General features: G+C 40.1%; 25 protein-coding genes, 1 tRNA gene and 1 pseudogene. 7 read left to right on the top strand and 20 right to left on the bottom strand.

Translation table 11 applies throughout. From position 1 onward, the window contains the following. Window positions 1–5: 5 nt before the first annotated feature. The 15 genes from EZ456_RS05035 to EZ456_RS04965 form a co-directional block, all read right to left on the bottom strand. A complete protein-coding gene (locus EZ456_RS05035; protein ID WP_131527906.1) occupies window positions 6–839 on the bottom strand; it encodes a hypothetical protein in 834 nt (277 codons plus the stop codon). Then, entirely contained in the window at window positions 836–1525 is a 690-nt protein-coding gene (locus tag EZ456_RS05030) for a hypothetical protein (RefSeq protein WP_131527905.1), read from the bottom strand. Before EZ456_RS05030 ends, EZ456_RS05035 begins: the two co-directional genes overlap by 4 nt. Next, window positions 1522–2190, bottom strand: coding sequence for a hypothetical protein (locus tag EZ456_RS05025; RefSeq protein WP_131527904.1), 669 nt, complete (start codon window positions 2188–2190; stop codon window positions 1522–1524). The genes EZ456_RS05030 and EZ456_RS05025 overlap by 4 nt, the downstream gene beginning before the upstream one ends. Beyond that, window positions 2187–2849 carry a hypothetical protein gene (locus EZ456_RS05020; protein ID WP_131527903.1) on the bottom strand — a complete coding sequence of 221 codons (663 nt, stop codon included), beginning with the start codon at window positions 2847–2849 and terminating at the stop codon, window positions 2187–2189. Before EZ456_RS05020 ends, EZ456_RS05025 begins: the two co-directional genes overlap by 4 nt. A gap of 24 nt (window positions 2850–2873) precedes the next feature. Further along, window positions 2874–5336 (bottom strand): TraG family conjugative transposon ATPase, encoded by a 2463-nt coding sequence (locus EZ456_RS05015; RefSeq protein ID WP_131527902.1) that lies wholly within the window; start codon window positions 5334–5336, stop codon window positions 2874–2876. Continuing rightward, window positions 5314–5625 (bottom strand): plasmid transfer protein, encoded by a 312-nt coding sequence (locus EZ456_RS05010; RefSeq protein WP_131527901.1) that lies wholly within the window; start codon window positions 5623–5625, stop codon window positions 5314–5316. The genes EZ456_RS05015 and EZ456_RS05010 overlap by 23 nt, the downstream gene beginning before the upstream one ends. A gap of 1 nt (window position 5626) precedes the next feature. Beyond that, entirely contained in the window at window positions 5627–5935 is a 309-nt protein-coding gene (locus tag EZ456_RS05005) for a DUF4134 domain-containing protein (protein ID WP_131527900.1), read from the bottom strand. A gap of 76 nt (window positions 5936–6011) precedes the next feature. Next, complete coding sequence (locus EZ456_RS05000; protein WP_225876470.1) at window positions 6012–6326, bottom strand: DUF4134 family protein; 315 nt, start codon at window positions 6324–6326, stop codon at window positions 6012–6014. A gap of 2 nt (window positions 6327–6328) precedes the next feature. Further along, entirely contained in the window at window positions 6329–6661 is a 333-nt protein-coding gene (locus EZ456_RS04995) for a hypothetical protein (protein WP_131527898.1), read from the bottom strand. Next, window positions 6658–7035 carry a hypothetical protein gene (locus EZ456_RS04990; protein WP_131527896.1) on the bottom strand — a complete coding sequence of 126 codons (378 nt, stop codon included), beginning with the start codon at window positions 7033–7035 and terminating at the stop codon, window positions 6658–6660. Before EZ456_RS04990 ends, EZ456_RS04995 begins: the two co-directional genes overlap by 4 nt. A 23-nt stretch (window positions 7036–7058) precedes the next feature. Beyond that, window positions 7059–7691 (bottom strand): ParA family protein, encoded by a 633-nt coding sequence (locus EZ456_RS04985; RefSeq protein WP_131527894.1) that lies wholly within the window; start codon window positions 7689–7691, stop codon window positions 7059–7061. Window positions 7692–7709: 18 nt separating this feature from the next. Beyond that, complete coding sequence (locus EZ456_RS04980; protein ID WP_131527892.1) at window positions 7710–8858, bottom strand: relaxase/mobilization nuclease domain-containing protein; 1149 nt, start codon at window positions 8856–8858, stop codon at window positions 7710–7712. A 312-nt stretch (window positions 8859–9170) separates the two neighbouring features. Then, entirely contained in the window at window positions 9171–9575 is a 405-nt protein-coding gene (locus EZ456_RS04975; RefSeq protein ID WP_131527890.1) for a plasmid mobilization protein, read from the bottom strand. A gap of 201 nt (window positions 9576–9776) precedes the next feature. Beyond that, the gene (locus EZ456_RS04970; RefSeq protein ID WP_131527888.1) at window positions 9777–10052 is read right to left on the bottom strand and encodes a hypothetical protein; all 276 of its coding nucleotides are present in this window, start codon (window positions 10050–10052) and stop codon (window positions 9777–9779) included. Between the two features lie 230 nt (window positions 10053–10282). Beyond that, window positions 10283–10564: a hypothetical protein gene (locus EZ456_RS04965; RefSeq protein ID WP_131527885.1), complete on the bottom strand. Its 282-nt coding sequence runs from the start codon at window positions 10562–10564 to the stop codon at window positions 10283–10285. Window positions 10565–10910: 346 nt separating this feature from the next. Between EZ456_RS04965 and EZ456_RS04960 the strand changes: the two genes are divergently transcribed. Further along, window positions 10911–10982 (top strand) — tRNA-Arg (locus EZ456_RS04960). A gap of 1596 nt (window positions 10983–12578) precedes the next feature. On the opposite strand, the gene EZ456_RS04955 is transcribed toward EZ456_RS04960, so the two are convergent. After that, a complete protein-coding gene (locus tag EZ456_RS04955) occupies window positions 12579–13019 on the bottom strand; it encodes a hypothetical protein (RefSeq protein ID WP_131527883.1) in 441 nt (146 codons plus the stop codon). Between the two features lie 672 nt (window positions 13020–13691). Here EZ456_RS04955 and EZ456_RS04950 point away from each other — a divergent pair. Together EZ456_RS04950 and EZ456_RS04945 are read left to right on the top strand one after the other, a co-directional pair. Next, window positions 13692–14378, top strand: a complete 687-nt coding sequence (locus EZ456_RS04950) for a hypothetical protein (protein WP_131527881.1) — start codon at window positions 13692–13694, stop codon at window positions 14376–14378. 103 nt (window positions 14379–14481) lie between these two features. Then, window positions 14482–15480 carry a bestrophin family protein gene (locus EZ456_RS04945; RefSeq protein WP_131527879.1) on the top strand — a complete coding sequence of 333 codons (999 nt, stop codon included), beginning with the start codon at window positions 14482–14484 and terminating at the stop codon, window positions 15478–15480. A 430-nt stretch (window positions 15481–15910) separates the two neighbouring features. Here the strand turns inward: EZ456_RS04945 and EZ456_RS25635 are convergent, their stop codons facing one another. From EZ456_RS25635 to EZ456_RS04930, 4 genes and pseudogenes are all read right to left on the bottom strand, one after another. Further along, window positions 15911–16042, bottom strand: a complete 132-nt coding sequence (locus EZ456_RS25635) for a hypothetical protein (protein ID WP_262711966.1) — start codon at window positions 16040–16042, stop codon at window positions 15911–15913. A gap of 337 nt (window positions 16043–16379) precedes the next feature. Then, a pseudogene (locus EZ456_RS04940) lies at window positions 16380–16667 on the bottom strand (GNAT family N-acetyltransferase); the annotation flags it as partial. A gap of 272 nt (window positions 16668–16939) precedes the next feature. Continuing rightward, window positions 16940–17848, bottom strand: coding sequence for a pirin family protein (locus EZ456_RS04935; protein ID WP_131527875.1), 909 nt, complete (start codon window positions 17846–17848; stop codon window positions 16940–16942). Between the two features lie 1111 nt (window positions 17849–18959). Further along, on the bottom strand, window positions 18960–19586 hold the full coding sequence (locus EZ456_RS04930) for a Crp/Fnr family transcriptional regulator (protein WP_131527873.1): 627 nt from the start codon (window positions 19584–19586) through the stop codon (window positions 18960–18962). Between the two features lie 1038 nt (window positions 19587–20624). On the opposite strand from EZ456_RS04930, the gene EZ456_RS04925 reads away from it, so the two are divergent. From EZ456_RS04925 to EZ456_RS04910, 4 genes are all read left to right on the top strand, one after another. Then, window positions 20625–20906: a GNAT family N-acetyltransferase gene (locus EZ456_RS04925; protein ID WP_205945028.1), complete on the top strand. Its 282-nt coding sequence runs from the start codon at window positions 20625–20627 to the stop codon at window positions 20904–20906. Between the two features lie 187 nt (window positions 20907–21093). Beyond that, a complete protein-coding gene (locus EZ456_RS04920) occupies window positions 21094–22083 on the top strand; it encodes a zinc-dependent alcohol dehydrogenase family protein (RefSeq protein WP_131527868.1) in 990 nt (329 codons plus the stop codon). A 2-nt stretch (window positions 22084–22085) separates the two neighbouring features. Next, the gene (locus tag EZ456_RS04915) at window positions 22086–22427 is read left to right on the top strand and encodes a nuclear transport factor 2 family protein (protein ID WP_131527866.1); all 342 of its coding nucleotides are present in this window, start codon (window positions 22086–22088) and stop codon (window positions 22425–22427) included. Between the two features lie 105 nt (window positions 22428–22532). Beyond that, window positions 22533–23474, top strand: coding sequence for an NADP-dependent oxidoreductase (locus EZ456_RS04910; RefSeq protein ID WP_131527864.1), 942 nt, complete (start codon window positions 22533–22535; stop codon window positions 23472–23474). The last annotated feature ends 230 nt before the right edge of the window (window positions 23475–23704 follow it).

Below are 23704 nucleotides of genomic sequence, written 5' to 3'. Positions count from 1 at the left end.
TAACATTAATATTTACGGCTGCGCAGTACTTCCCGGGCTATTTCAACATCAGTATTCTCATTCCATTTTTCTATCCGAATTTCCTGAGCGCCAATTTTCTTCTGAAGCAGACCCTGCGAGATGAAACGCCCAGCAGTTGAAACCCTTGTTGACCAAATGCCCATCAGCTTGCGGTATTCCATCAGCATCCCATGATAAGAAAGGATCCTAGCACCGCGGTCCTGATTGCTTTTTCTGGTTAGATCAAGTCTTTCGCCCAGCATTTTCATTTCACCCATGTACCAGTCATAACTTCCTTCACTGATTAGCTTGGCTCTAACACCAGTAGCTAAACCATCTAGCGCAAAATGAGGATCAAAATCGGTCACAGGCCTCAGCTGCCGTGAATAATAAAGCACCCATAAAGGATCAGTGGCAGATAATAAGCCGGAATGTCCCAGGATTTCTTCTTTTGCTACATTGCCCAATGAATCTGAATGAAGTTCAAAAGAGCGGTCGGCATCTTTTTGAAGGCTTGCCAGCGATAGACGTTGTAACTGTGTCCCGGCGCCCGCCAAGGGACGCAGATCCGTCTTGGGGTAATTGGGATGCAGTCCCCAGGTCAGCCAATAATATGGATTTATGCCCAGCCATCCCGAAGTCGGCGTAAACTTCGAGCGGTCCCATTGTTTGAACACCATTCGTTCCTGTTGATTGACCATGCTCTCATCCCTGATCGATTTCTGGGCGGCACATAACATTGCTGAAAACATCAACAGCATCACAACAGCCGTAATCATCGCAATTTTATCCATCGCGACTTTACCTATAGCAACTTTATTTCTTCTTATTTTTTTCATCTTTTCAAGTATTTAGCATTCCTGATAATATCTTCGACCATAGAACGGTCCTGACTGATAAAGGATCGGAAGGGATTGAGCGAAGAAAACACCCCCTTTATTTTGGCATAGTACATCACCTTCCATGCACCATAGGTGAGTCCCGAAAGAATATGCAGTTCGGTATTGATCTTCCGCAGCAGCGCGTCCCTAGAACCGTAATCCATCAAAATATTACTCCCACTTTTAAGCACAAAACCGGAAACTTCACTGAACAGCCTTACCGCACGCGAATTCATCTCTCGGTACATGTCTTCCGCAAAAAGCAATAGGTAAGGCTCTGCCCTGGCAAGTTCAGCCATCTGAGTAGAATAATTCAAGATATCCCTACAGACGATAGCCATGTTTTTGACCATCAGACCTCCTTTTAATGCGGAATTGACATTGGACAATCCTTCGTATATCATGGTCTGCGCTGCAACAACAGTCGCACAGTTCAAGTTGATCTGCTTAAGGCTTGCGTTTATCCTATCCAAAAATTCATTATGCGTCATTTCAGCGGCATTCCGAACAACTGAATTTTCATTGACAATGCCAAAATGCCTGGAATCAAAAACCACCCGCTGGGCATATCCTTCCAAAAAACAGCTTCCCACTATCAGCACAGTAACCAATACCCAAATCAGCATAAACAATTGTTTTCTCATCTTTTTAAGTATTTAGCGTTTTGGATAATATCCTCAATAAGCGAACGGTCGGTATTGATGTAATCTGCAAATGGGTTTAACCGCATGAAAAGTGCCCGCATATTCCCGTGAGAGATCATATTCAGCAGCCCAGAGGATAGCGCACGCAGCTTTGAGAGTTCAGCAAGAAAAAAATCGAAGAGGATTTTCCTTTCCGAAACCTTCATCTGGTTAACTGCCCCTATGCTCACCGTTAACCCTATCAGAAACGAAAGGAGGTCTTTGGACCGAGAGAGAAATTCGGCCTCGGTCTGATAGACTAGTAAAAGCAGGACGGGGTTTTCTCTCGCCAGTTCATAGAATTTGACCTGGTCATCCGTAATACCCTGCACAATCGGCAAAGCTTTTAAGCCGATATCCATGGCAATCGTTGCCGTCCCAATCAGGTTAAAACGACTTTGGATTTCCCGGTAGCTATTTTTCAGCCTGGCCAGCATCGTCCGGTTCGCCTGCTCATTAAGCAAAGTTAGACTCTGCCTTTCCCTGGCCACTTTCTGCTTTTCATTTTCAGATTTTGAATCGCCCACCAACTGGTGGATGCCCGGAATATTCAGCGCTTTCTGCTGGGCCTGACTACCAAAACAGCAGCCGAACACCAAATGCATGATGATGATAAAACCTTTCATTTTCTTAAATATTTAGCCTCCGATATCACCTGATTGGCAATCCTGACATCCATATTTACCCAGTCTGCCCAAGGGTTAAGCGCAGCAAACAACCCCTTCATCTTCGCCCAGTACATCGCCCTGTGCATCCCGTAAGCAGTACCACGGAGCATCCGCATCTGCGTGGCAATATTGTTGAGCAGTTTTGAGCGCTCACCTGCATCCATCAGGTTTCCCTTGCCACCTTTTAATACAAAGGCTCCAACTTCGGCCCCAAGAGAAAGCGCCCTGACCTTAAATTCCCGTGCCCCCTGCTCCGCAAAAAGCAACAGCACGGGATCAGACTTTGCCAAGGCCACCGTTTTTTCAACATCCCCAACAATATCAAGCCCGATCTCACCGATCTCCTTGACCGATACCAGATTGTTCATCACCGTAGCAACCTGAGTTAGCCCCTGGTAGATCCGGTCCTGCATATCATTCACGATCAGCAACTGTCCGGTCACTGCAAGCTGGCCTTTTGAGATCAGGCTCAGGTTGTCGTTTGTCCTGTTCAACTGGCCATTGATCACCGAAGCATGCCCTGCGATTGCGCCAGAAGTCAAGGGGTCCACATAAAGCGTCTGTGCCGAAGTAAAAAAGCACGGCAAGACCATTAAAAACATAAGTATTGTTTTCATATCTTAATTGATTAATAATAAAGTTTAACTGATTAAATCACCCGAAGCAAGGTTAACCGAAGTGACAAATTCACCGATGGAAAGCCCGCTGGCCTTCAGGTCTGAAACAAAAGCATCAAGTGCCGCCGGATAAGATCCAAACCGCAAAACATAACTTTCTACAGCCAGTTTCTCCGGCTTTTCCGTGGTGTAGCATAAATACTGTTCAAGTGACGCCTCTACCCCGTAGACCTCACCGACCGCCCCACGCCTGATATAGACTTCCTTAAACCTACCCCTACCGGATCTGTTGTCGAGCTGGTTCATACTAAAAACCTTTCTTTTCTCGGTTTCACTGATCGAAAGAAGCTGCGCGATCTCCTTGTAGCTATCTTTGAATTTGGTCTGGTCCAGCAATATGACCGTATCAGAAGAACTGACTATTGTATTTTTTACAATCTCATTTCCGATAATATCCTCCAGATCCTGGGTAACCGTGATAATTTCGCCCCAGAATTTACGAGCGGTTTTATAAACAAAAACCAGAAAACCTGCCATCAGCGGAGAAGAAACCGATTTCCATGCCTCTTCTATTTCCAATAACTTTCTAAATCCTTTCCTATGCCTCAGCTTCTGGATATAAACATCCATAATAATCAGCGTAACAAGGGGAAACAATATTTTATGCTCTTTCACATTATCAATTTCGAAAACGATAAGCCGCTCATTTAATAAAGAAGTATCTCCAGGCTTGTTGAGTATCGTACCAAACTCCCCACCGGCATAAAACTTCTTCAAAATAAACCTCGCCTCGTCAAAATCGAAGGGAACAGACTCCTCTTTCATAATCAGCGGGATCTTGTAGAGTGCAAACTCATAAAACGAATCAAAACAGAGCGCCACAATTTCTGGCACCCCCTCCACCGGACTAAACCAGTTGGCATAATAGGCGCCTATCACATTAGACCAGATATCCCTTTCCAACTGTGTGGCCGTACCATCCTGCCCTTTGACGCAAAGGATAATAAGGGTAGAAAGAAAATCTTTTTTCTCGATATTATACTCCTGCTCACTTATTGCGAAGGGATTCATTGTAATGGGGTTTTCCTCAGAATAAGTGATGTATTTACCACCAAAATAACTACAGAGCCCTGAATAGGAATGCCCGGTGTCAATGATCACTACGTCCATGTTGTAAAGCATGTACTGCTCCAGAAGTGAATTCATCAGAAATGATTTACCTGTACCTGAAGGTCCGAGGACAAATTTATTCCGATTGTTTATACGTCCTGTGGCCATGGGCAGATCTTCCGTATCGATTGCCACAGGCACACCTTTCCTATCGGTAAAACGGACCAGAAAATTAGATTGTTCATCCTTTTGTGGAGCTTCCTTGAAAAACAGGCACAGCGCCGCTTCAGCAGTAGTTAGAAAAAAATCATACTTTTTAAGCTCAACGGCATTTCCGGGCAAACAGGTCCGAAAGAGCTCCATCTGGTTGTAAGCATTTTTTGAGGGGACAATCCCCATCTGGAAAAGCGCGCTTTCTATAAAATTGCAGCTTTTTGAGATATGCTCATTCTTAGTGCAGACCACAATGTTAAAATGCGCATTGACGAGTATCTGGTTATCCCTGGCCACATCATCAAGCAGCATCGAAATATCCTCCACGCAGATACTGTTGACAGGGTCGGGAATACCGGAATGCCTTTTCTTTTTAAGCTCCAACCCTGAAAGCACTTTAGACTGCGAGGGGATTTCAATCACCTGGTTATAAAGCAGACAGTCAAAATCAGGAACCTTGAAAAGAAAAGAAAGCATATCGACCGGAAAATCCCTGACCCTGCCTCCCTCTGCAAGATTTCCAAAAACAGGTATGTCCTGCGGAAGGTCGATCTGATCGACATCAATAAGGGAGATGCACCGGACCGTCTTTTCCCCAAGGCGAATTTCAGTCTCCCCGGATTTATAATTCTCCAATGCTACCGGACCTTCAGAAAAATCCATTGCCATTGTCCGTAAAACAAGCTTATTGATTTCCCTTTCCCGCAGCAGAACGGGCATCATGCTCCCGGCAACCATGATATCCATGACCTTTGACACCAACTGCCTGAAATCCCGCAAGGCCGTTTTATCGTACTTATAAAAACGGCCAAAAGCAGACTGTTTTGTAATGACCAGGTAGGTCAGTACTTTATTGAAAGTACGCCCAGAAAAATGGTTATTATAACTTTGCTGCAAAAACTCCGTTGCGGATCCGGCATGATAAACAGCTTTTGAAACGACATCAATTTTCTGGATGATATGGCCCTCACCGATAATACCAACCAGATTCATAAAAACGGAATGGAAATTCTCATAGGCATCCGCGTCAGCGCCATATTGTACCACAGGATTTTCCATTTGGATTATCACCGAAAATTCACCGTTCAGGCCATACAGCAGATCTTCCGAAACACCGGAATCTACGCCCAGATAGGGAAGTTTAAATTCGTTCCTGCCTGACATATCTATAGATTTTTTGAAGGTTGGAGGGATGCAGATAGACTCCCCTTAACTTTTTTTTATCGTACAGCCCTTTTTTCTGTCTCCCGGCAAGCCAGAAAAATCCGGAAATGAGCATCGCGATCATCAAAACTGCCCCGGCATACATACTCACCATCGCCATCAATAACGCACCGGTCACCAGAGAAAAAAGCAACATCCCTAGGCCCCAGTAGATAAACCTGCCCTTAAAACCTTTATAGGTAAGCGGACGCTGAAGCCCCTTATACACCTTAAATCTTTTGGCTTCCATGTTACAGGCCAAAGAAAGCTTTTACGATCAGTGACGAAAGCACCAGAAAAAGGCACGAACCACCCCATCCCATCAGTTCCTTATTGATGTCCTGATCACCACTGTTCCATTTGGAATACACACGTATTCCACCGACGATCCCCACAATACCTCCAATGACAAGGGCAATATTAGATGCAGGGTCCACATAGGTCTTTAAAGTAGTTGTTGCCGTGTTAAGGCCATTGACACCGCTCTGGCCAAAAAGGACACCTGCCTTGGTTACCAGAAAAAGAAGGATAATAAAACGTAGATTCTTGATTTTTTTCATAACAATTTGATTAAAGGATAAATGGATGGAAATAAAAAAAGCCCTGAAAGGGCCATAACATAAACAGTAGCAGAAATCAGATACCGAAGAGCTGAGAAAGAAAAGCACCTGTCAAAAGCACAAAGATGGACGAGAAAAACCAGGCAGGAATATCCATGCTCACATCCTTTCCCATCTGCCATTTATGGTAGATCACCACAGCTCCTACCAGCGCAATCAACGCCGAGATCACATAGGAAAGGTCCCGCATCGAAAAAAAAGAATTTCGGATAAACGAACCGGCCTGCTGCATTTCAGGTAGACCGGGCTGGGCCAGCGCATCCAAAGGCCTTACACCCAGCATAAGCAATTGCACTACTAAGAGCAATAACAAACCACTAAACCTTCCCACAACTAGAAGCTAACCGATCTGGTGTACTCAATGGATTCATCCCTGGCAAGCTCAAAGAGTTCCCTAATGGAAATCCCGCCAGATTCCACGATCGGTGAATCCGCTACATCGCCTTCGCCCTCCCCAACAAAATAATCTATTTCGGAAAACCCAGGGTCCAGATCCTTCATTTCTATTTTCCTGGGAAGATCAGAAGAGGATAACCCGATAGCAATCAGATCGGTGTTATCAGCCGCTCTAATCCTTCCAGATCTGGAATAATCAAAGAGCAGGTTAGCAACATAATACAAAAAGTAAGTACCACTGAGGTAAATGATAAATTGTGTCCAAGTCATAGGTCAAAGTTTTCTAAAGATTTTTTGATATAAGTTTTTAGTTCGGGGTGCTGCTGAAACAGGTAATGGATAGAAAAAGCAATAAACCGGTTCATATCAACCCCTGACGCCAGTTTAAAACTGTTCAGCAATTTTACCGTCCTGGAGTCCAGCCTTGGATGGAGCATGTGTGTATTGCCCGAACAGTCAAATCCGTTCATCGCATCCAGAATCCCCTTAGCAGCGTTCAGGGTTTTCTTTTCTTTCTTCGGCCCTATTCCCTCCTTTGCATTAAGGGAATTTCCAATCCTACCATTATCGCCCTCCCCCCCATCAAAGGGCAGCAATATTGACCTTCGCAGTTCATCTGCAATCGAAGTGATCTTCTTTTCCATAATATATCGTACTTGCTGATCGGTTATGAATTAGAAAGGCCAATATGACTTTCATAGATATTTTCAAAGACAGGAAGGATGATAGGGTAAAGCACCAGCGGGGTCTGAAAGGTGCTGGTACGCTGGAAATCCACCCGGTCCGAAATCGGCGCAGTCAAAGTCCCAAATCGGATCAACTGATGTTCAACCTCGGCCTGGGTTTCATACTTCACATTTCCCTTCACCCTATTGGGCACAAAAAATACCGGAACATCTTTATTGATCTTCTTTAAAACCACCGAAAAAAGTATCGTGGAATCAAAACTGAGCTCATCATAAGAAAAAGGACAGAATACCAGATCTGCAGCAGCAAAAACCGGCATCAGGCCATCATCATCAAGTTTACCAGGAAGATCAATGATCACAATATGTTCGGGACTCTGAGCAAGCACAGTAAACATGGAAGGAAAATGTTCCAGTCCCGCCGCAATAACCTCGTAAGGCTCAGTGTTCTCCAGTATTTTGGCTTTCTCATATTTCTGAGCCAGCGACTGCTGATAGTCCATATCAATAACAGTGACCCGCCGTTTTTTAACAAGAGTTAAAAAATTGGCAAGCAATAGCGTGAGCGTACTTTTCCCAGCACCTCCCTTTTGGTTTCCGATAATTATCAGCATAATAAAAATGATTTAAGTTTAACGTGTATTGGTGCGGGCCATGCCCTTTCGCTGACGGTTCCGGCCAAGGATAGCCTCATCGTCAATATCTTCTGCCAGATCCGGCAGGTTCACAATAGAAACATTGAAGTCTGAATATTCCGGTCCGCTTTCGAAATCACCCCTGGAAATCCCACTATCTAAATTGGTATATGCTGGCATCTGAAGAGTGAAAACCTGTCCATCTGCACTGTGCTCCATCATCATTGCCATTTTCATTACCTGGGAACCTTTGAATACATTTTTTTCTGCATGGTCGATTACACTATAACCATAAGGCAGATGATCACCTGAATAATGAAAGATGAGCTGGACACCAAATTTTGAATATAAAAAATCACCCAACTCAGAACCATAACGCAATACGGGTTTAGTATGCTTATCATCTAATTTTAACCGGTCGACCAGTAATGGACTATATTGAAGTTTATACTTGTTAATAATCTCCCGAAGCTGCGCAACTCTTTTAACGGTGTTCTTAGTCAGTAAAATCTGATTATCAATTTCAGAAAGCTCAATACTATATATCTGACCACCTTGACCACTTATTTTTAACCGGCCAACATTTTCATCCTGCTCCGTCTTAAAACCCAGAACCTCAAATAAAAGCCTGATCTGCGCTACCGTAGAAAACCGATACTTCAGCATTTTGGCCGCTACAGATTTAATATCTGTTTTAGCATCCTGCTCCAAAACCTGCGAAAGCATTCTGATGGATCTCAGTTTCTCAAAAGCCGAGGATATCTTTTTCCCTGTTTTATCAATCCTTGTGGACACCGCATGAACGTGGTTATTTTTTGTATCATTATGAAAAACGAGCAGATAAGGATTCTTGCCATAACCCATTTTTGAAAGCCAATGCTCAGCAATCCTGGTCAGGTCTTCTTTAAGTGTTGACTTTCCCTTGGCAGAAATGACCGCATGAAACTGAGGCTTTGAAACCCTTTTGTTTGCTGAGGATACCGCCTTAAAATAATTGATATAATCAGAAGGCCTTAGCGAAGAAAGAAACTGAAGCGCACCGAAGTTCGAAACATTCACCAGTTCCCCCTTTCCCTGCTCAACCTTGTCCGTATTGTAATCCACCCCGGAGAAACTGGCGGAAGAAGAAAGAATCTTTACAATCATATATCAGGCTATTTAGTTACCAGGCTCATCAGCCATAAAGATTCAAAGCCATTTACCTATCAGCATAACTAGCTCACCAGAAACACCGTTACCAAGTTTCAATGTTAAGCGGATCACTTAGTAACCAGATTACAAGCTATTAGGTAACATGGCTACCCAGATAACTACATAACAAATGAGCAATAAAACCAGCTAAAAAAATATCAGAGTAACTTAAGAACCGTATAACCTGTTACATCCATAACAACATAGCTTATACATTAACACATATAATAAGCACGACCACCAACAAGCACCAAACAATATTATCCTCTATTTACCAGACAACCTGATCACCCTGCGCAGCAGCACCTCCAGCCGTTTTTGAATCTCTTGATAATTCATCAGCAGAATATTGTAACGCTCGGCAACAACGACAGAAAGAATTCCCTGCCTGTTCAGCGCATTCGAATACCTCGCTAACTGGTTAATATTGTTTCCTACCCTTCCCATTTCTGTTCCCAAAAGATCTAATGCCAAAATAAGTTGTCCGGCATTTATTATCACCCGCTCTGAACCTATCAGAATTTTATTTCTAATCAGATCAGCCTTACTGACACCCAAAGTTTTCTCCAGCTTTAAGATAAGCTCAAACTCCTCCTTGGTAAAACGCACATCTATCTTTTTATCCCGCTTTCCACGCACCATTGGAGGTCTTCCAAGCTGTTTTTTATTCATAAAATCTACAAGTAACTAAAAAAAGAAAACGAGCCGCGAGTTTTCTCACCCTGAAGGTGGACGAAGCGCAGCGGACGGTCAGTCTTCAGGGCAAGGGGCTTTTTGGCCGAAAAGGAAATACCGCAGGGATTTTCGTCGGACAAAAAGACATCTTGCGTGTATAAAAAGCAGAAGCCACCCATGCATATCCGAGCGCTCCACCTATAAATAGCGGATAAGATTTTTAGCCTTGCAGACCGCTTCAATTTCCAACCGTTCAATCCGCCAGGATGCCGAATAGTCCCCATCCTTGCGCGCGGTGATGAGTCCCTCAGTTATCCAGTGCTCAACATTCCTTCTTCCATATAACCTGAAAGCTTCCGACTTTTTAAGATAAGGCCTTAACTTGCCTATTCTGGAAAGCGCTGCCCCTGCGCCCATCTCCGCCGCTTCTGCAAGCAACTTTTCCAGCGTATAAATATTGATCTGTATTTCCATAAAAAAGTCCACAAAAAAAGGGGCCACATGGCCCCCCTCTTACCTAAACTAAACACAACACTCAAAGTCTTCGGTGGATCGGAACTACTTGCGTCAGTCCATACGGACCGGGCCCTCGCCTGCCCCTGCGCTTTCGTCATTTTGATACAATCTCAACTTCGCAGGATTTTCCACTCTCGCGGAATAATGCTTCATTCCAGTATGTCAAAGAACAGATGCCAGAAAGCACCCTAACGTTCTGCCACAGGCAGATAACTGATTCTGTTGCTTTTAAAGGCAACAGCCTCCAGCTGAGTTCTAGAGATGGATTTCCTAAAGATCCCAGCAGCACTATTACTTGTGACAATGAGTTTTTCGGTGATCCACCTATCTACATTGGTCCTCCCATAAATGGCATAAGCCTCAGAGAAGGAAAGCTGTTGTTTCAACAGTCTTCCATCACGGAAACATTTTTCCGATCCGGCTTTTACGGCCGACTGAAAGAGAAAGGAAAGTTCTTTTGTAGAAATCATATTAGCTTTGAAACCTGTTATATAGGTTTACTGGTCCAAACGTATCTATGAATCAAAAAAAATGGAATTTTTGGACTGAAATGGACCAAATTGGGCCGTAGATGAGCTATAAATGAGCTCTAGCGGTTATATAAATGACATTACCTGATTGATGCTGAATAACATCCGTACACTTATTAAGATAAATTAATTGCAGTACAGGGGCACATCACTGAAGACAACTATATAGTGGGTAATGACATCAAAGAAACTTCGTGTGATGGGACCAAGGGGAAAAATAAGTGTATTTTTTTGTTCAAAATGCAAAAAAAATAAGTTTTCAAATCATATATTTGCAGCCCTAAGCGTTCCCGTAGTTCAATGGATAGAATTGCTGATTCCGGTTCAGTTGATATGAGTTCGAATCTCGTCGGGAACACTAATGAAACCTTGCCAAAAGACCGGCAAGGTTTTTTTATATAAAAATCAACTGAAAAACGTCTAAAAAAATTCCCTTTCAAGTGGATTGATCAATCCAAGAAAATAAAATTAACTTCATTAGCTACCTGCAAATTCATATTTAAATACGCCGAAACCGCTTCAATGGTAACAAGCCTTTATTCAAGGTTTGTAAATTTCCCGGCAAATCATTAAGATTAAAAAATCAAAAAAATAAATAATGTGAACATGCCAAGCCGAAAGAATGAAAAAAATCCATTTATGGCAGGGAAATACAGCAGTGGATGATGGGGTCCACAAGAATTATTTCTAACAGGACGATGAAATGAATCAACTCATTAAGGACATTTGACTTAAGGGTAAATATGATTAAGACATGATCGGGATCCTTGCCACACCTAAAACACGGCAGGAATTGCTGCAAAAAAGTTCCCATAGATTTATAGTATTTTACAGACAAAAATAATTTTGGAACTGTTAGTAATCAGTTCATCATGTACCACCGGATCAGATATTATGCATTTGAATAAACCTACTACCAGGATATGCATTCTCTGAAACTTGGTGGATTGCTGATGATTGAACAATCAAAAGCCAAATAATGTAAAAAAGCCCTTAATAAAGCAGCCTGTTCTAGGCATCTGGTAAGACTTCCGATTAGGCAGCTAAATCTCTGTCCCATTGATGGTAAGCCCGATATAAAAAAAATACTCACTAAAATTAACCACCTGCACCAAGGGTGTAATCGTCAGCTTCGTTAAGCTCTCCTCCAAGAAGCATAAAGAGCTTTTATATTTTGTTAACTTAGCATTTTAAATGCTGCAATCCAATTGAATGTTTCCGTATTGCTGATCCATTTCCCAATGTCCACCATCTGTTCTCATCAAGAAACCAGCAAGCTAACCGTTTCACTACTTCTTTTTTACCAACCTTCTCGAAAAAATCTTTCAGGAGATTTTTCTGTGCACACAGGAAATGAATATAAGAGAACAAATGAAACAATTAATTTTCTACACGTACTAATTTGATTTAAAATCTTTTTCTCTACAATAACAATTTCTCCTTTAAAAAAATGTAATCAGAAACTACGTTTAACATCGTTTCATAGTAAACATTTCTGTTTAATCCTTTACTATTGAAGCATACCATATGGCCTTTGCACCCACAGATTTCTGAAAAAACCATTTTAAAATCTGATGAGTAAAGCCAGGAATGCAGTTTTGAATCGGACTGATCGATATGGCATTCTATAGTATAAGCCCTAGGAGATAAATCTGTAAAACTTAGGCTGTATTCCACCGACAATTCCACTATTCCGTAACCCAAAAGATCGATCAGGACATCTATTTTTCTCACCACAGTTCTATCGCTTGATGGTCCTTCTGAGAAGACCTGTTAAAATCACCAATGCGGATGCCAGATTACTCACTAATTTGTTTCTCATAATAAAACACTAAACTACAAAGGAATACTGCCGATAACAGGAATTTACCGCAGCAAGATTTAATTTGGTTATTCAAAGTAAAGAAATGATTCCCTTAAAATTCGTTCATTTTTTTGTCGATATGTCTCAAATTCAAATCACTTTCCCAAAATTATCCGTAGAGCTTATATTAAGAAAGCAGCAGAATATTGCTCGCGGAGCATTTTTAATTTTTTTTCTATTGTAGCCCTTAAAGATTGTTTCCTGCTTTATTGAAACCGGTTTTTTTGGAACGTATTCTATCAGAAGTCTTTCTATTATTTGATCGCATTCTTTCAGTGAGCAATTAAAATATCTATAAAAATCTAAGCAAGCTTTCAATTCAAACAATAGCTCACTGCGCCATGTGCCACACAAAGATTTAGCAATTTCGTCTTTTGACTTTTTTGTCCTGATGTCAACCAGCGAAGCAAGATATTCCGGATTCCGATTACCAGCCAAAATAGCTTTAATAATATTTATACCGGATCTGCCAGTGATATCGCGAATAGCAACGTCGAGTCTAATGTTCATTAGTCTGAGCGCTTTCTGCATCTTGAGTATATATCTTGCGATTTGTTCTGTCAGATGCTGGCGGTGGTTATAATAGTATCGTATTTACTCGGCAATCCATTTGGCGGCCACTTTGCACTGATATGGAGGGGTCACTACTATTGATGAATATGCATCCTGTGATATTTTCAGGCTTAACTAATACCCTAGAGATGCAATAAATAAATTTTTACAAAAGGTTAAATTTGAGCCTTCAGTCATGATCCAACGACTAATATCTACTTGTTTTTTCGACAAATGTCAACTTTTTTTTCTATCGAGACTGATAATTTGCGAAGCTCTATTCCGACTCTTATCGGAATTTTCAAGAACTGATAAAAAGCATTCTAGGCATTGTTAGAATTAAGAGATTATAAAAATTAAATACAGATATACAAAAACATGAAAGCTAAAGTAGCAATAAGAAAAAACAATCTGGAGGAATTGCCCATTCTCTAAAAAAAAATCTTGCAAGGTAATACACCCTCGCTATATAACGAGGGCAATTCATAAGGAGAAGTAAGCCCTTTAATCTTACATATTTTTCAAACGGCTTATTGCCTTAGGCAGTCCGACGTCGGGTGTTTATAAAAAAGATGTAGGACCGACTGAGCAAGTATGCTTATAATATAGCTAACAATTGACAAAAAAGAAAACCAAATTAAAAGAGATAACATGAATATAATTAATAAACCATATTTTAATGGATCAGCCATAAAATGGTTATGGCCTGGCTCAGTTAGTATACTGCTACTCTGGATGCCATCAAGCGCTACGGCGCAGGTTCGCGACATCCCTGTGGAAGTTTTTGTGGGAAATCGTGCTATTGCACATCAAATGTATCTGACTAAATACACTGATTCAAACAGCCGGTTTGGCTATTTTGGATATTTAAGAATTGAAACACCTTATTTGGACCGCAAGAAAAGCATTTTCCTTGGACAGTCACTATTCTTTTATGATGTTTTCAAGGGAGTCAGTCTTGCAGGAGGTGGTTACATAACAAGTGCAGGGTTTATGCCTCAGCTCGCCATCGCTTATGGCCGCAATGTCGGAAATCTTTCTCTTACAGTTTTTGCCTCTTACGAGCCGGTGAAGCCAGCTAATAGCGAAATCTTTGCACTCATCTCTTACAGCCCGCCATTAAATAAAAGAGGCAATTGGAGATTGTTTACTCAATTAATTGGCTCCTATAACTTCAGTTATAAAAAAAATCTTCGTTACAATTTCGCTAACCAATATTTAAGATTAGGGTTAAGTTATGACGACTGGCAATTCGGTTTAGCCACCGATTTGGTGCAGGAGAACAACGTCGGATTGTTGCCCACTAACTCGGGTTTGTTCTTAAGACGATTGCTGTGACAAACGAAAACGTATCACAGGCGATAGAGCTATTTGACAATTCTCAATCAATTTTATATCAACTTTAATATTTTTCAAATACAATCAATACCTAATCAAAATCATGTACGTAAAACGTTATCTTTCTCCTCTAATAGTTTACTATTATTCTTGGCGAATGGTCCTCTTTTCTCTCTTTACTGGATCTGGTGCTATCTTTGTCTATTCCTACTTAGGCTGGCAGTGGGTTGCAATCCCTTGGCTGCCGGTTTCTCTGATAGGAACCGCCACAGCCTTTTTTGTTGGCTTTAAGAACAATCAATCCTATGACCGAAGCTGGGAGGCTCGTAAAATCTGGGGCAGTATCACCAATCATAGCAGATCATTTGGAGCAGCGTTAAGGGCCTATGCTTATAAAAGCAGCTCGCAGACGTCAGATTTCGACAAAGATGTCAAGATAATGATTTATAGACACATTGCGTGGCTATATGCCATGAAAATGGCGATGTCTCAGCGCACAAGCTGGGAGCATAAGGACCGAGCAAGTAAGCGCCAGCGTAATACCCTTCATGGAAAACAGGTTTCGTGTGATATCCAAATTGAAAAGTATCTTGGAGCCAGCGAGCATGCTGCCTTGGAGAACAAAAAGAATCTATCTACGCAAATTCTGGATCTACAGTCACAACACCTGGCAAAATTTCGACATGCTGGCGGAGTGGATGCTTATCAGCACATATCATTACAAGGTATCATTTCCAATTTGTATGATGAACAGGGGAAAAGTGAGCGCATTAAAAATACACCGTTTCCTCGCCAGTATGCTACGACTTCCAATCTGTTTATTTTTGTTTTCCTTACACTTCTTCCTTTTGGACTGCTCCCACAATTTGTGGAGTTAGGAAAAGAGTATTTACTTTTGCTGATCCCATTCAATATGATAGTTTCATGGGTTTTTTTATTTATGGAATATGTCGGGGATATTAGCGAAAATCCATTCGAAGGCTTATTAAATGATGTTCCTGTTGCCACAATCGTCCGTAACATTGAGATCGACTTGATTGAGATGCTACAAGAAGAAAAGGTTCCCCAAAAACTGCAACCCTTTTTTGGCGCACTTTTCTAACATTTCGAAGGTGCTGGCTATAAAATGATAATGCGCGATAAATTCAAAAGCAAATAAATTTCGCATCATTCATTATGCTGCCTGACTTTCAGTCGGGCAGCTTTCTACCACATTACTACAGATCGACACAATGAGTTTACGACTATGTTCTGTATGCTCATATGATAATTAGGATTACTTATCCTGCAATAACTTCAACCTTTGTAGATATGAAAAAGTCAGGAAGATATACCGACTTCTAACCATCGTAAACAGTCTGAATATATGAGTTTGGTTCTAGGATAATCGGAAAAATCTAATATTCAATCAGTTAATACAAATCAAAGAGATTCTAATACAGAACCTCCTGCACGAATCATACCTCCTTCTGACTTCCGCACAGTGAAATAATGTAACTTGATTGATATTCAACCAATCATCGGTTATGACCCTACCAAGGATTTATCCATCTTAGTGAAACTGCTTTGAATCTATTCAAAGCTCTTTTTAAAGTTTGCGATGGTCTAGCCAAAATTTTGTAACCCTCTGCAGTTTGATATTCTCTTAAAATTGATGTTTTCATTTTTTCTTTTCTATTTAATCAGGCAAACCTGATCTTACGTTTTAAAAATTTAATTATAGTTTACGCGCCATGCTGATTTTAATTCTTGGAGGCACATCTTTTTTCAAAAAGCTTCATTTCAGTTTTAATAAGCACTATATCCTAATTCTATATTAGTGCCACTCGTTCTGAAAACTTGTAAAAAAAAGTTTCTAACTAATCGATTATAAATTTAGGTAATTACCTAAATACCTACAAGATTTTTTCATTTTTTTTTAATTAAGTGGCGATTTAGGTATATCCCAAGGTAAATATTAGTACTGGTACATTAGGATAAATTGTTGTACACTACCTATTTTTATGATTTTAACACATCCGCGATCGAATCCATTTTATTGAACATTGCTACCGCAAAAGGACATATAGGAATGATCTTAATATTATTCTTCCTCGCCATTTCTACGATTTTGTATAACATCTTTTTACCTACACCCTTGCCTTCATGTGCCGGTTCAACAAAAGTAGCATCTATAGCAATAAGGTCTTTCCCCATTTTGGAATAATTCATTGTTCCTATCTGGTAATTATTGAGCTTTGCTTGCGCAAATCCTGTATTATCATCTTCAATTATGAGTATATCCATGTTTTTTTTTTTATAATTTAATTTTTAATGCTAATTACATTGAGTAATAAATTTTTATAACTTGAAGAATATAACGCCAAACAGACAGGCCATAGACAAATTCCACAATCATCAACTGCTAACTTATCCCCGCAGCCCCATGTTCAAACTTATGTAGGAATGCTTTTATAGTCCAATAGCTGTTTGTTTGTAAAAGCTTTAATTTTGAGTGGGTAGTTTATTATTCATCCTTATTGAAAAACACCCCTATTTTCACTCTAAATCAGCGGTGTGATTTAATACAACCTCCATTGATAGAAGTTATCCGTTTCTACCTGATTTTGTTTATGCATTATTTGACCATATTTTCCAGCATAAAAATCTTTGTATGCGTCAGCTACTTCTTTAGCTGTGTTCATTACAAAAGGACCATCTGCAACAATTTGTTCTTTATACTCTTCTCCGCCAAATAGGATTATCTCTAAGGACTTTTCTGAACGATTTTTGATTTCAATTTGTCCAGCTTTTTTTCCAAATTCTATAAATTCTCCAGCCTGGAATTCGCAGTCGTTTAGCAAAGCACATTGGCTTGGCAAAAAAGCAGCAACCTGTATTTTGTTTTTCAAATCGATTGTGAATTGCTTTGCTGCTTCCAAATGAATGTGGTATAGGAACTGTTCTGAATAATTTGGTATTTGTGAACGTAATTCTTTATAATTTCCGACAATCACTTTTATCCAACCACTTCCATTTTCCAAGCATTTCTGAGGAATTTCTTCTGCACGAAGGGCTATATGCGCGGGAACTTCCGCTTTATTTTTTGCAGGCAAATTGATCCAGAACTGAAATCCTTCTATGAGTTTACTAGTAGTGTGAGTATCATAATTAATAATTTCGTCGTGAATGACACCATTACCAGCCTTCATCCAGTGTACCCCTCCAGAGTGTATCGTTGCAGCATATCCCGCACTATCAAGATGCTGGACTTCGCCTCGAAGAATGTAAGATAAGGTGGCTATACCTCTGTGCGGATGAGCTCCCATGCCCTTTTTAGAAAATGTTTCTTTAATGGCTGGTGAAATGTAATCCAAAAATACAAAAGGACCTATCTTATGGGCATACCGATTGGGTAGCAACTTAGTGATAGATAATGGCCCTACATAAGCTTTGATTCCTCTGGTTGAAATACTTAATTCTTTTTTCATAATTTGTTTGTTATTTTTTTTAATCATTAGTATAGAAAGCCAGGTGCTGATGCTACTGCTAGTTTGTTAATTGCTGTTAATGCAAAAAATCATGATCATCATTTCGCGGTAGAACGCTGCGTATCTGTTTTCAGTTTTCCGTCACTTTCTCCGAAACTTTACCAACTGTTGAATATCAAATTCCAACAGTTATATTTTGCCCCAAATGTTCGCAGCCAAACATGATTAATGTTTTCCTGTACTTTTGTAACAAGTCGTGGATTGACACTTTTGGTAAAACCAATAATCTAGTCCACTATCTTTCAAGTGTTCTCTTTTCCTGCTCGATCAACATCCAAAGAGCGCATTTGGATGTTTGCAATTAGCTCCATCTAACCTAATGGTTAAAATTCCGTTTATCATTACCTGCTGATTTGTAAATCATCTCTACAAAAATTCATTTAAAAAACAACAAGCTATTTACCAATTGGTAAATAGCACTTTTGATATTTTACCTCTAAATCACTGAAACATATTGCCCATATTACCAGAGGTCCAAAAAAATCGGATTAAATATCCTGTAGAATTTCAGTAACGACCGAATAGCGCTTGGTGGCTAATGGTCAAAATTGCCCTTTAATAATATCTCATGTTGATAGTCAGTGTTCTTAGAAAATGAGAAAACATTATTCAGAAAGAAGCGAAACCCGGATGAGTACAGAGCGGGTTATTAATAGGTGATATTATCTAAAGTTTGATGGAGACATCATTTGAAAAATAGGCAGCACATATTTCCAATGGAATGAATTTTAATCAGGATCCATACTCTAGTATAATAATAACAATGTTATTTTTGTGAGAAATCCAAACCGTTGTCTAAAGCTAGAAATTTGTCTCGTATCTTTTTTCGCTCAACTGGCTGACGATATTATTACTAATGCCTGATGCTTGATTCTGTCTTGATATAATCGGAAGAGAACCAGCACCAATGCATCCTAGCTGATCGCTCAAAATTTTATTTACCTGAATTAAGCGTGGTGTGATTTACTGTTTCTGCAATGACTGTATTTGGGCCACAAACTAAAATCCTATAATGCCTGCAGGTGGAAAGAATTATAATTTGTTATAGTATTTACTGCCTTCTACCTATATTTTTTCTTATTCTGCTCAATGATTGTTGGGTAATTCCCAAATAAGATGCAATGTAAGAGAGGGGAATCCGATTGGCAAGACTAGGGAATTTTTTAAGAAATAATAAGTATCGGGTAGTAGCATCTTCTGCAACTAATGGGCTTCTTTTCTCTATTGTTTCTATCAGACACTTCCTATACATTTTATCTGTGATTTTATCCCAACCATTTATTGCGTTCGAAATTTCTGCCCAGTCCTTTTTTGCAAATAGGAGTAATTCACAATCGGTCACGGCCTGTAAATTATCTGTCGAGGGTAAATTTGCCTCAAAATTCTGATAGTCCGCAATAAACTGATTTCCTTCAATAAAGTAATTTGTTATTTCCTCACCATCGTTATCATAGTAAGACAAGCGGAATATACCGTTAAGCAAAAAGGATACTTGCGTGGGTATCTTCCCAGCCTTTGAAAAATATTCGTCTTTAAGCAATGTGGTAAATTTTGCTTTACTCGCAATAAAATCAATTTGTTGTGTGCTTAGGTCACCAAACATTAAAATAAAATCAGCAAGCTTTTGCTTTTCAGCGGAATATGCTGCAGTACCGTATTCGATCGTGATATCACTCATATAGTTCTTCTTTGTTTCCAAAAATTCTATTGCCCTTTTACTTGCTGGGTTCAACAAACTTATGGAAAAACTGATTAAAAAGGTATAAATATGATGGTAAATAGTAAAAGTTCTATAAAGAAAACAATGTTGTTGCTTTCTGGTCATACTGGGGATTTCGCTAAAAGTGGTTCTTTCCCAATTTTACGGTTCCAATGATAAGTCTGGTTGTTATTCGTGAAGAAATAATGAATCTTAACAAACTGATTTTCTCATCAATCTGGGGAAGAACTTAAAAGTGTGCACCAGATTTCATACCAAACTGTGCACCAAGCTTTTTACCATCCGGTCTTGATGGAACCGTAAAGACTAAGCCTAATATATCCAATCTTCCCAGATTCCTTCCCTTCATTTTCCAATCCATCTTTCCCGCATCTGTTCTGTCTATCCTCCACTTAGGATGGTTTTGCAAGAAAAACGGCCTTCCAGGACATGATTTGTGGCAAATCAACCCAATTTAAAAACACATCAGAATAAGAAATATAATTTCGATTTTAAGGCTATTTGGAACATCTTCATTTCGGTTGTGTAAGCGGAATGGCCAATGAATCCAGCGAAACTTTTCAGAAGCGTAAAACCGCTTAAAATAAACCGAACGACCACTTTCAAGCAAAATCTTGAGACCAATATAGGCCGAAAAAGATGTCCACTGATGGGCGGAAACCAGTGGACTTTTAGCGCCCCACTTATTGCCGCTTAAATCTTATAAATTAGCTCATAATGTCCAGAAATTGTAAAAAGACATTTCTCATATATTCTGATTTATCTAATTGATTCTAACAAAAAAATAGGGCTCAGCGATAAGAGGGGTTTGGTTTTAAGGCCGTAAATACTACACCTCAACGTCATGTGACTACGGTTAACACAAGTCATTTTTGGCATTGAATAAAATGCACATAGATAAATGTCTACACCTATCTTTTTTATTTTGATTTATTTTGCTGCATTGCTGAATCAAGCTTTAGGCCGAACAATAAAGCATCAATAAAAATACCGATAATGGAAATTAAACATATTGAAAATGGTCGCAAGGGTAGCTTTCAGGTTGGGGAGAATGAAAGTATTCAAGCCCAGATGACCTATCTTTGGTCTGGCACCCAAAAAATTATTGTAGATCACACATTTGTCAGCCCGTCACTTCAAGGCAAAGGTATCGGCAAGCAACTTTTTGACCAAATGATCGGCTTTGCAAGAGAGAAAAAGATAAAGGTACTCCCCTTATGTCCCTTCGCACGTGCCCAATTTGACAAAGACCCCCAACTAAATGACGTTTTATTTTAACGACAGAGTAAGAAGTATGAAAACCATTGAGCAGGAATTAAATCTATGATAAATAACTGAATAAAAAGCAGAGCAAGTTTTTCATTACATGGAAGATCGGCAGCAGTAAGTTGAATTGGGCTACGAAAACATAAGAATTTCAAAATTATATTAGAATTTTACCTAAATAACTAAATACAGTAACAAAATGAAAGCAGCAGTGTTAAACGAGTTCGGCTCGGTAGAAAAGTTCGAAATCCTGGATGTTCCAACCCCAAAACCGGGATTTGGTGAAGTTCTCGTAAAAGTGATGGCGACATCTGTAAACCCACTGGATTTCCAGGTCCGCCGCGGGGATTACCAGAGTGAACTTGAGCTTCCTGTGATTACCGGGCATGATGTCTCCGGAGTAATCGTGGAGATCGGAGTGGGCGTCAAAAACTTTAAGGCTGGTGATGAAGTATACTATACCCCGGAAATTTTTAAGGGACAGGGAAGCTATGCGGAATATCATGTGGCCGACGAGGCCATAATCGGTATCAAGCCGAAAAACGTAAGCCATCTGGAAGCAGCGACCTTTCCGTTGGCAGCGGGCACCGCCTGGGAAATGCTCTATACCAGGGCACAGCTTAAGATCAATCAAACGATTTTAATACACGGTGGAGCAGGCGGCGTAGGGATACCTACTATTCAACTGGCAAAAACCATTGGCGCAACAGTTTTCACAACTGCCAGAACCGTGCACCATCAGATGCTCAAAGGATTCGGGGCCGATTATATTATCGACTACACAAGCGAGAACTATATCGAGGAGATCTTAAAGCTTACCGGTAACAAGGGCGTGGACGTGGTGATCGATACCCTGGGCGGCAACACACTCTCGGACAGCGGAAAGGTTTTAAGCCAAATGGGACAGGTCGTAACTTTGGTTGACATCGAAAAGCCACAGAACCTGATCCACGCTTGGGGAAAAAATGCCACTTATCATTTCGTATTTACCAGACAGAGCAGAAACAAACTGGATGAACTCACAAAACTTATAGAATCAGGCAAACTGAAGCCTGTTGTTGGAAAAGTTTTCCCTTTGTCGGAGATTGGACAGGCGCACAGCCTGCTCGAGTTCAGAAAAGGAGATAAAAATTTCTATGGTAAGATTGCCATACAAGTTGAGGATGAAAGCAACACTGAACAGAAATAGCTATGGATAACAGGAATATACTGATAAGCGCAAACCGCGCTTTACTTGATGGAAACTTCGAGCAGTTCATCAGCTACTGCACCGATGATATCCGATGGGAAAACGTTGGAGAGAACATATTCAACGGAAAAGCCGAGCTTCTTGGTTACGTTAGCTCAGCCTATGATGGAGTAACATTTACAACCGAAAATTATATCCAGAATAACGATACGGTGGTGGAGTTGGGCCAGATTGAATTCAAAAAAGATTCAGGCTCAGAAAAGAGTTCCTATTGTGACATTTGGAGTTTTAAGGATGGGCTCATCAGTGAATTGAGGTCGTTTGTGATTGCGCAAACTCCATAATAATAACCATCAATTCAAAGCCCAAGGCGTTGTCGGGACATACTACAGAATAATCTGTAAACATGTAAGTAAAGAAGATATCTTGTAAATTTAATAAATACAATAATGAAGGCAATAATTTTAGAAAAGACAGGTGATGTAAACCAGTTGGTTTACACCGAAATTGAAAAACCAATAGCTTCCGTTAAGGAGGTCTTGATCAGTGTAAAAGCGTTCAGTATCAATCCTGTTGATGTAAAAACGCGAAAAGGTAGTGGAATATATGGGAGGATAAGCACAGAAAATCCGCTTATTATTGGATGGGATATTGCGGGCGTGGTAGAAAATGTAGGCTCAGAAGTAACTAAATTTAAAAATGGAGATCAAGTTTTTGGAATGATTAACTTTCCTGGCCATGGCAAAGCCTATGCAGAATATGTTATTGCATCGGAAGACCATTTGGCAATAAAACCAGAAAATATTTCATTTGAAGAAGCTGCCGCCAGTACTTTGGTTGCTTTAACCGCTTGGCAGGCAATCGTTAAAAACGGGAATGTAACAGGTGGACAGAAAGTATTGATTCATGCAGCTGCAGGTGGGGTAGGTCATTTTGCGGTTCAGATTGCTAAGTACTTAGGCGCCCAGGTCACTGGAACATCATCTGAAAAGAACAGAGACTTGGTGTTAAGTCTAGGTGCAGATGCCCACATCGATTACCATGGTTACGATTGGGAAAACCATCCTGAAAAATTTGATTTTGTATTGGATACAATCGGAGGTGAAAATATTGATAACTCGATTTTAGTCACTAAGGAGGGAGGAAGTATCATCAGTATCCCTAGCGGCTTGAACGAGACCATTACAGAAAAAGCAAAATCAAAAGGTGTAAATGCTTATTTTTTCCTTGTAGAATCCGATGGTCTGGACATGCAGCAGATCGCCTCCTTACTGGAAAAGCGCCAGCTAAGAGTTTCTGTATCGCATATTTTTCCATTTACCGAAATCAAGCAAGCTCATTTACAGCAAGAAACAGGAAGAACTGTTGGCAAAATAGTTATTAAAGTATAATTATTGTAAGTTGGTTTACTATCGGCTTACTCTTTAACCTTCAATTGGAGTCATGTAAAAACAAAAGTTTCATCACTTTCTTTCTGCCATTATATAGCGGTTAACGTATTCCTTACTCCACTCTGACACGGAGCGGTTTTAAAGAGAGAGAAAACGGGTTAAATAAATTTGTATGCAAGCGGTACGAGCCGATTTAAAACATGTAAGAAGATATGGCAGCTTGGTTAGGT

The sequence above is a fragment of the Pedobacter psychrodurus genome (assembly GCF_004331735.1).
Taxonomy (GTDB): Bacteria; Bacteroidota; Bacteroidia; order Sphingobacteriales; family Sphingobacteriaceae; genus Pedobacter; species Pedobacter psychrodurus.
The sequence above is the reverse complement of the archived record's forward strand: the minus strand, read 5'-3'. Positions and strand labels throughout refer to the sequence as shown.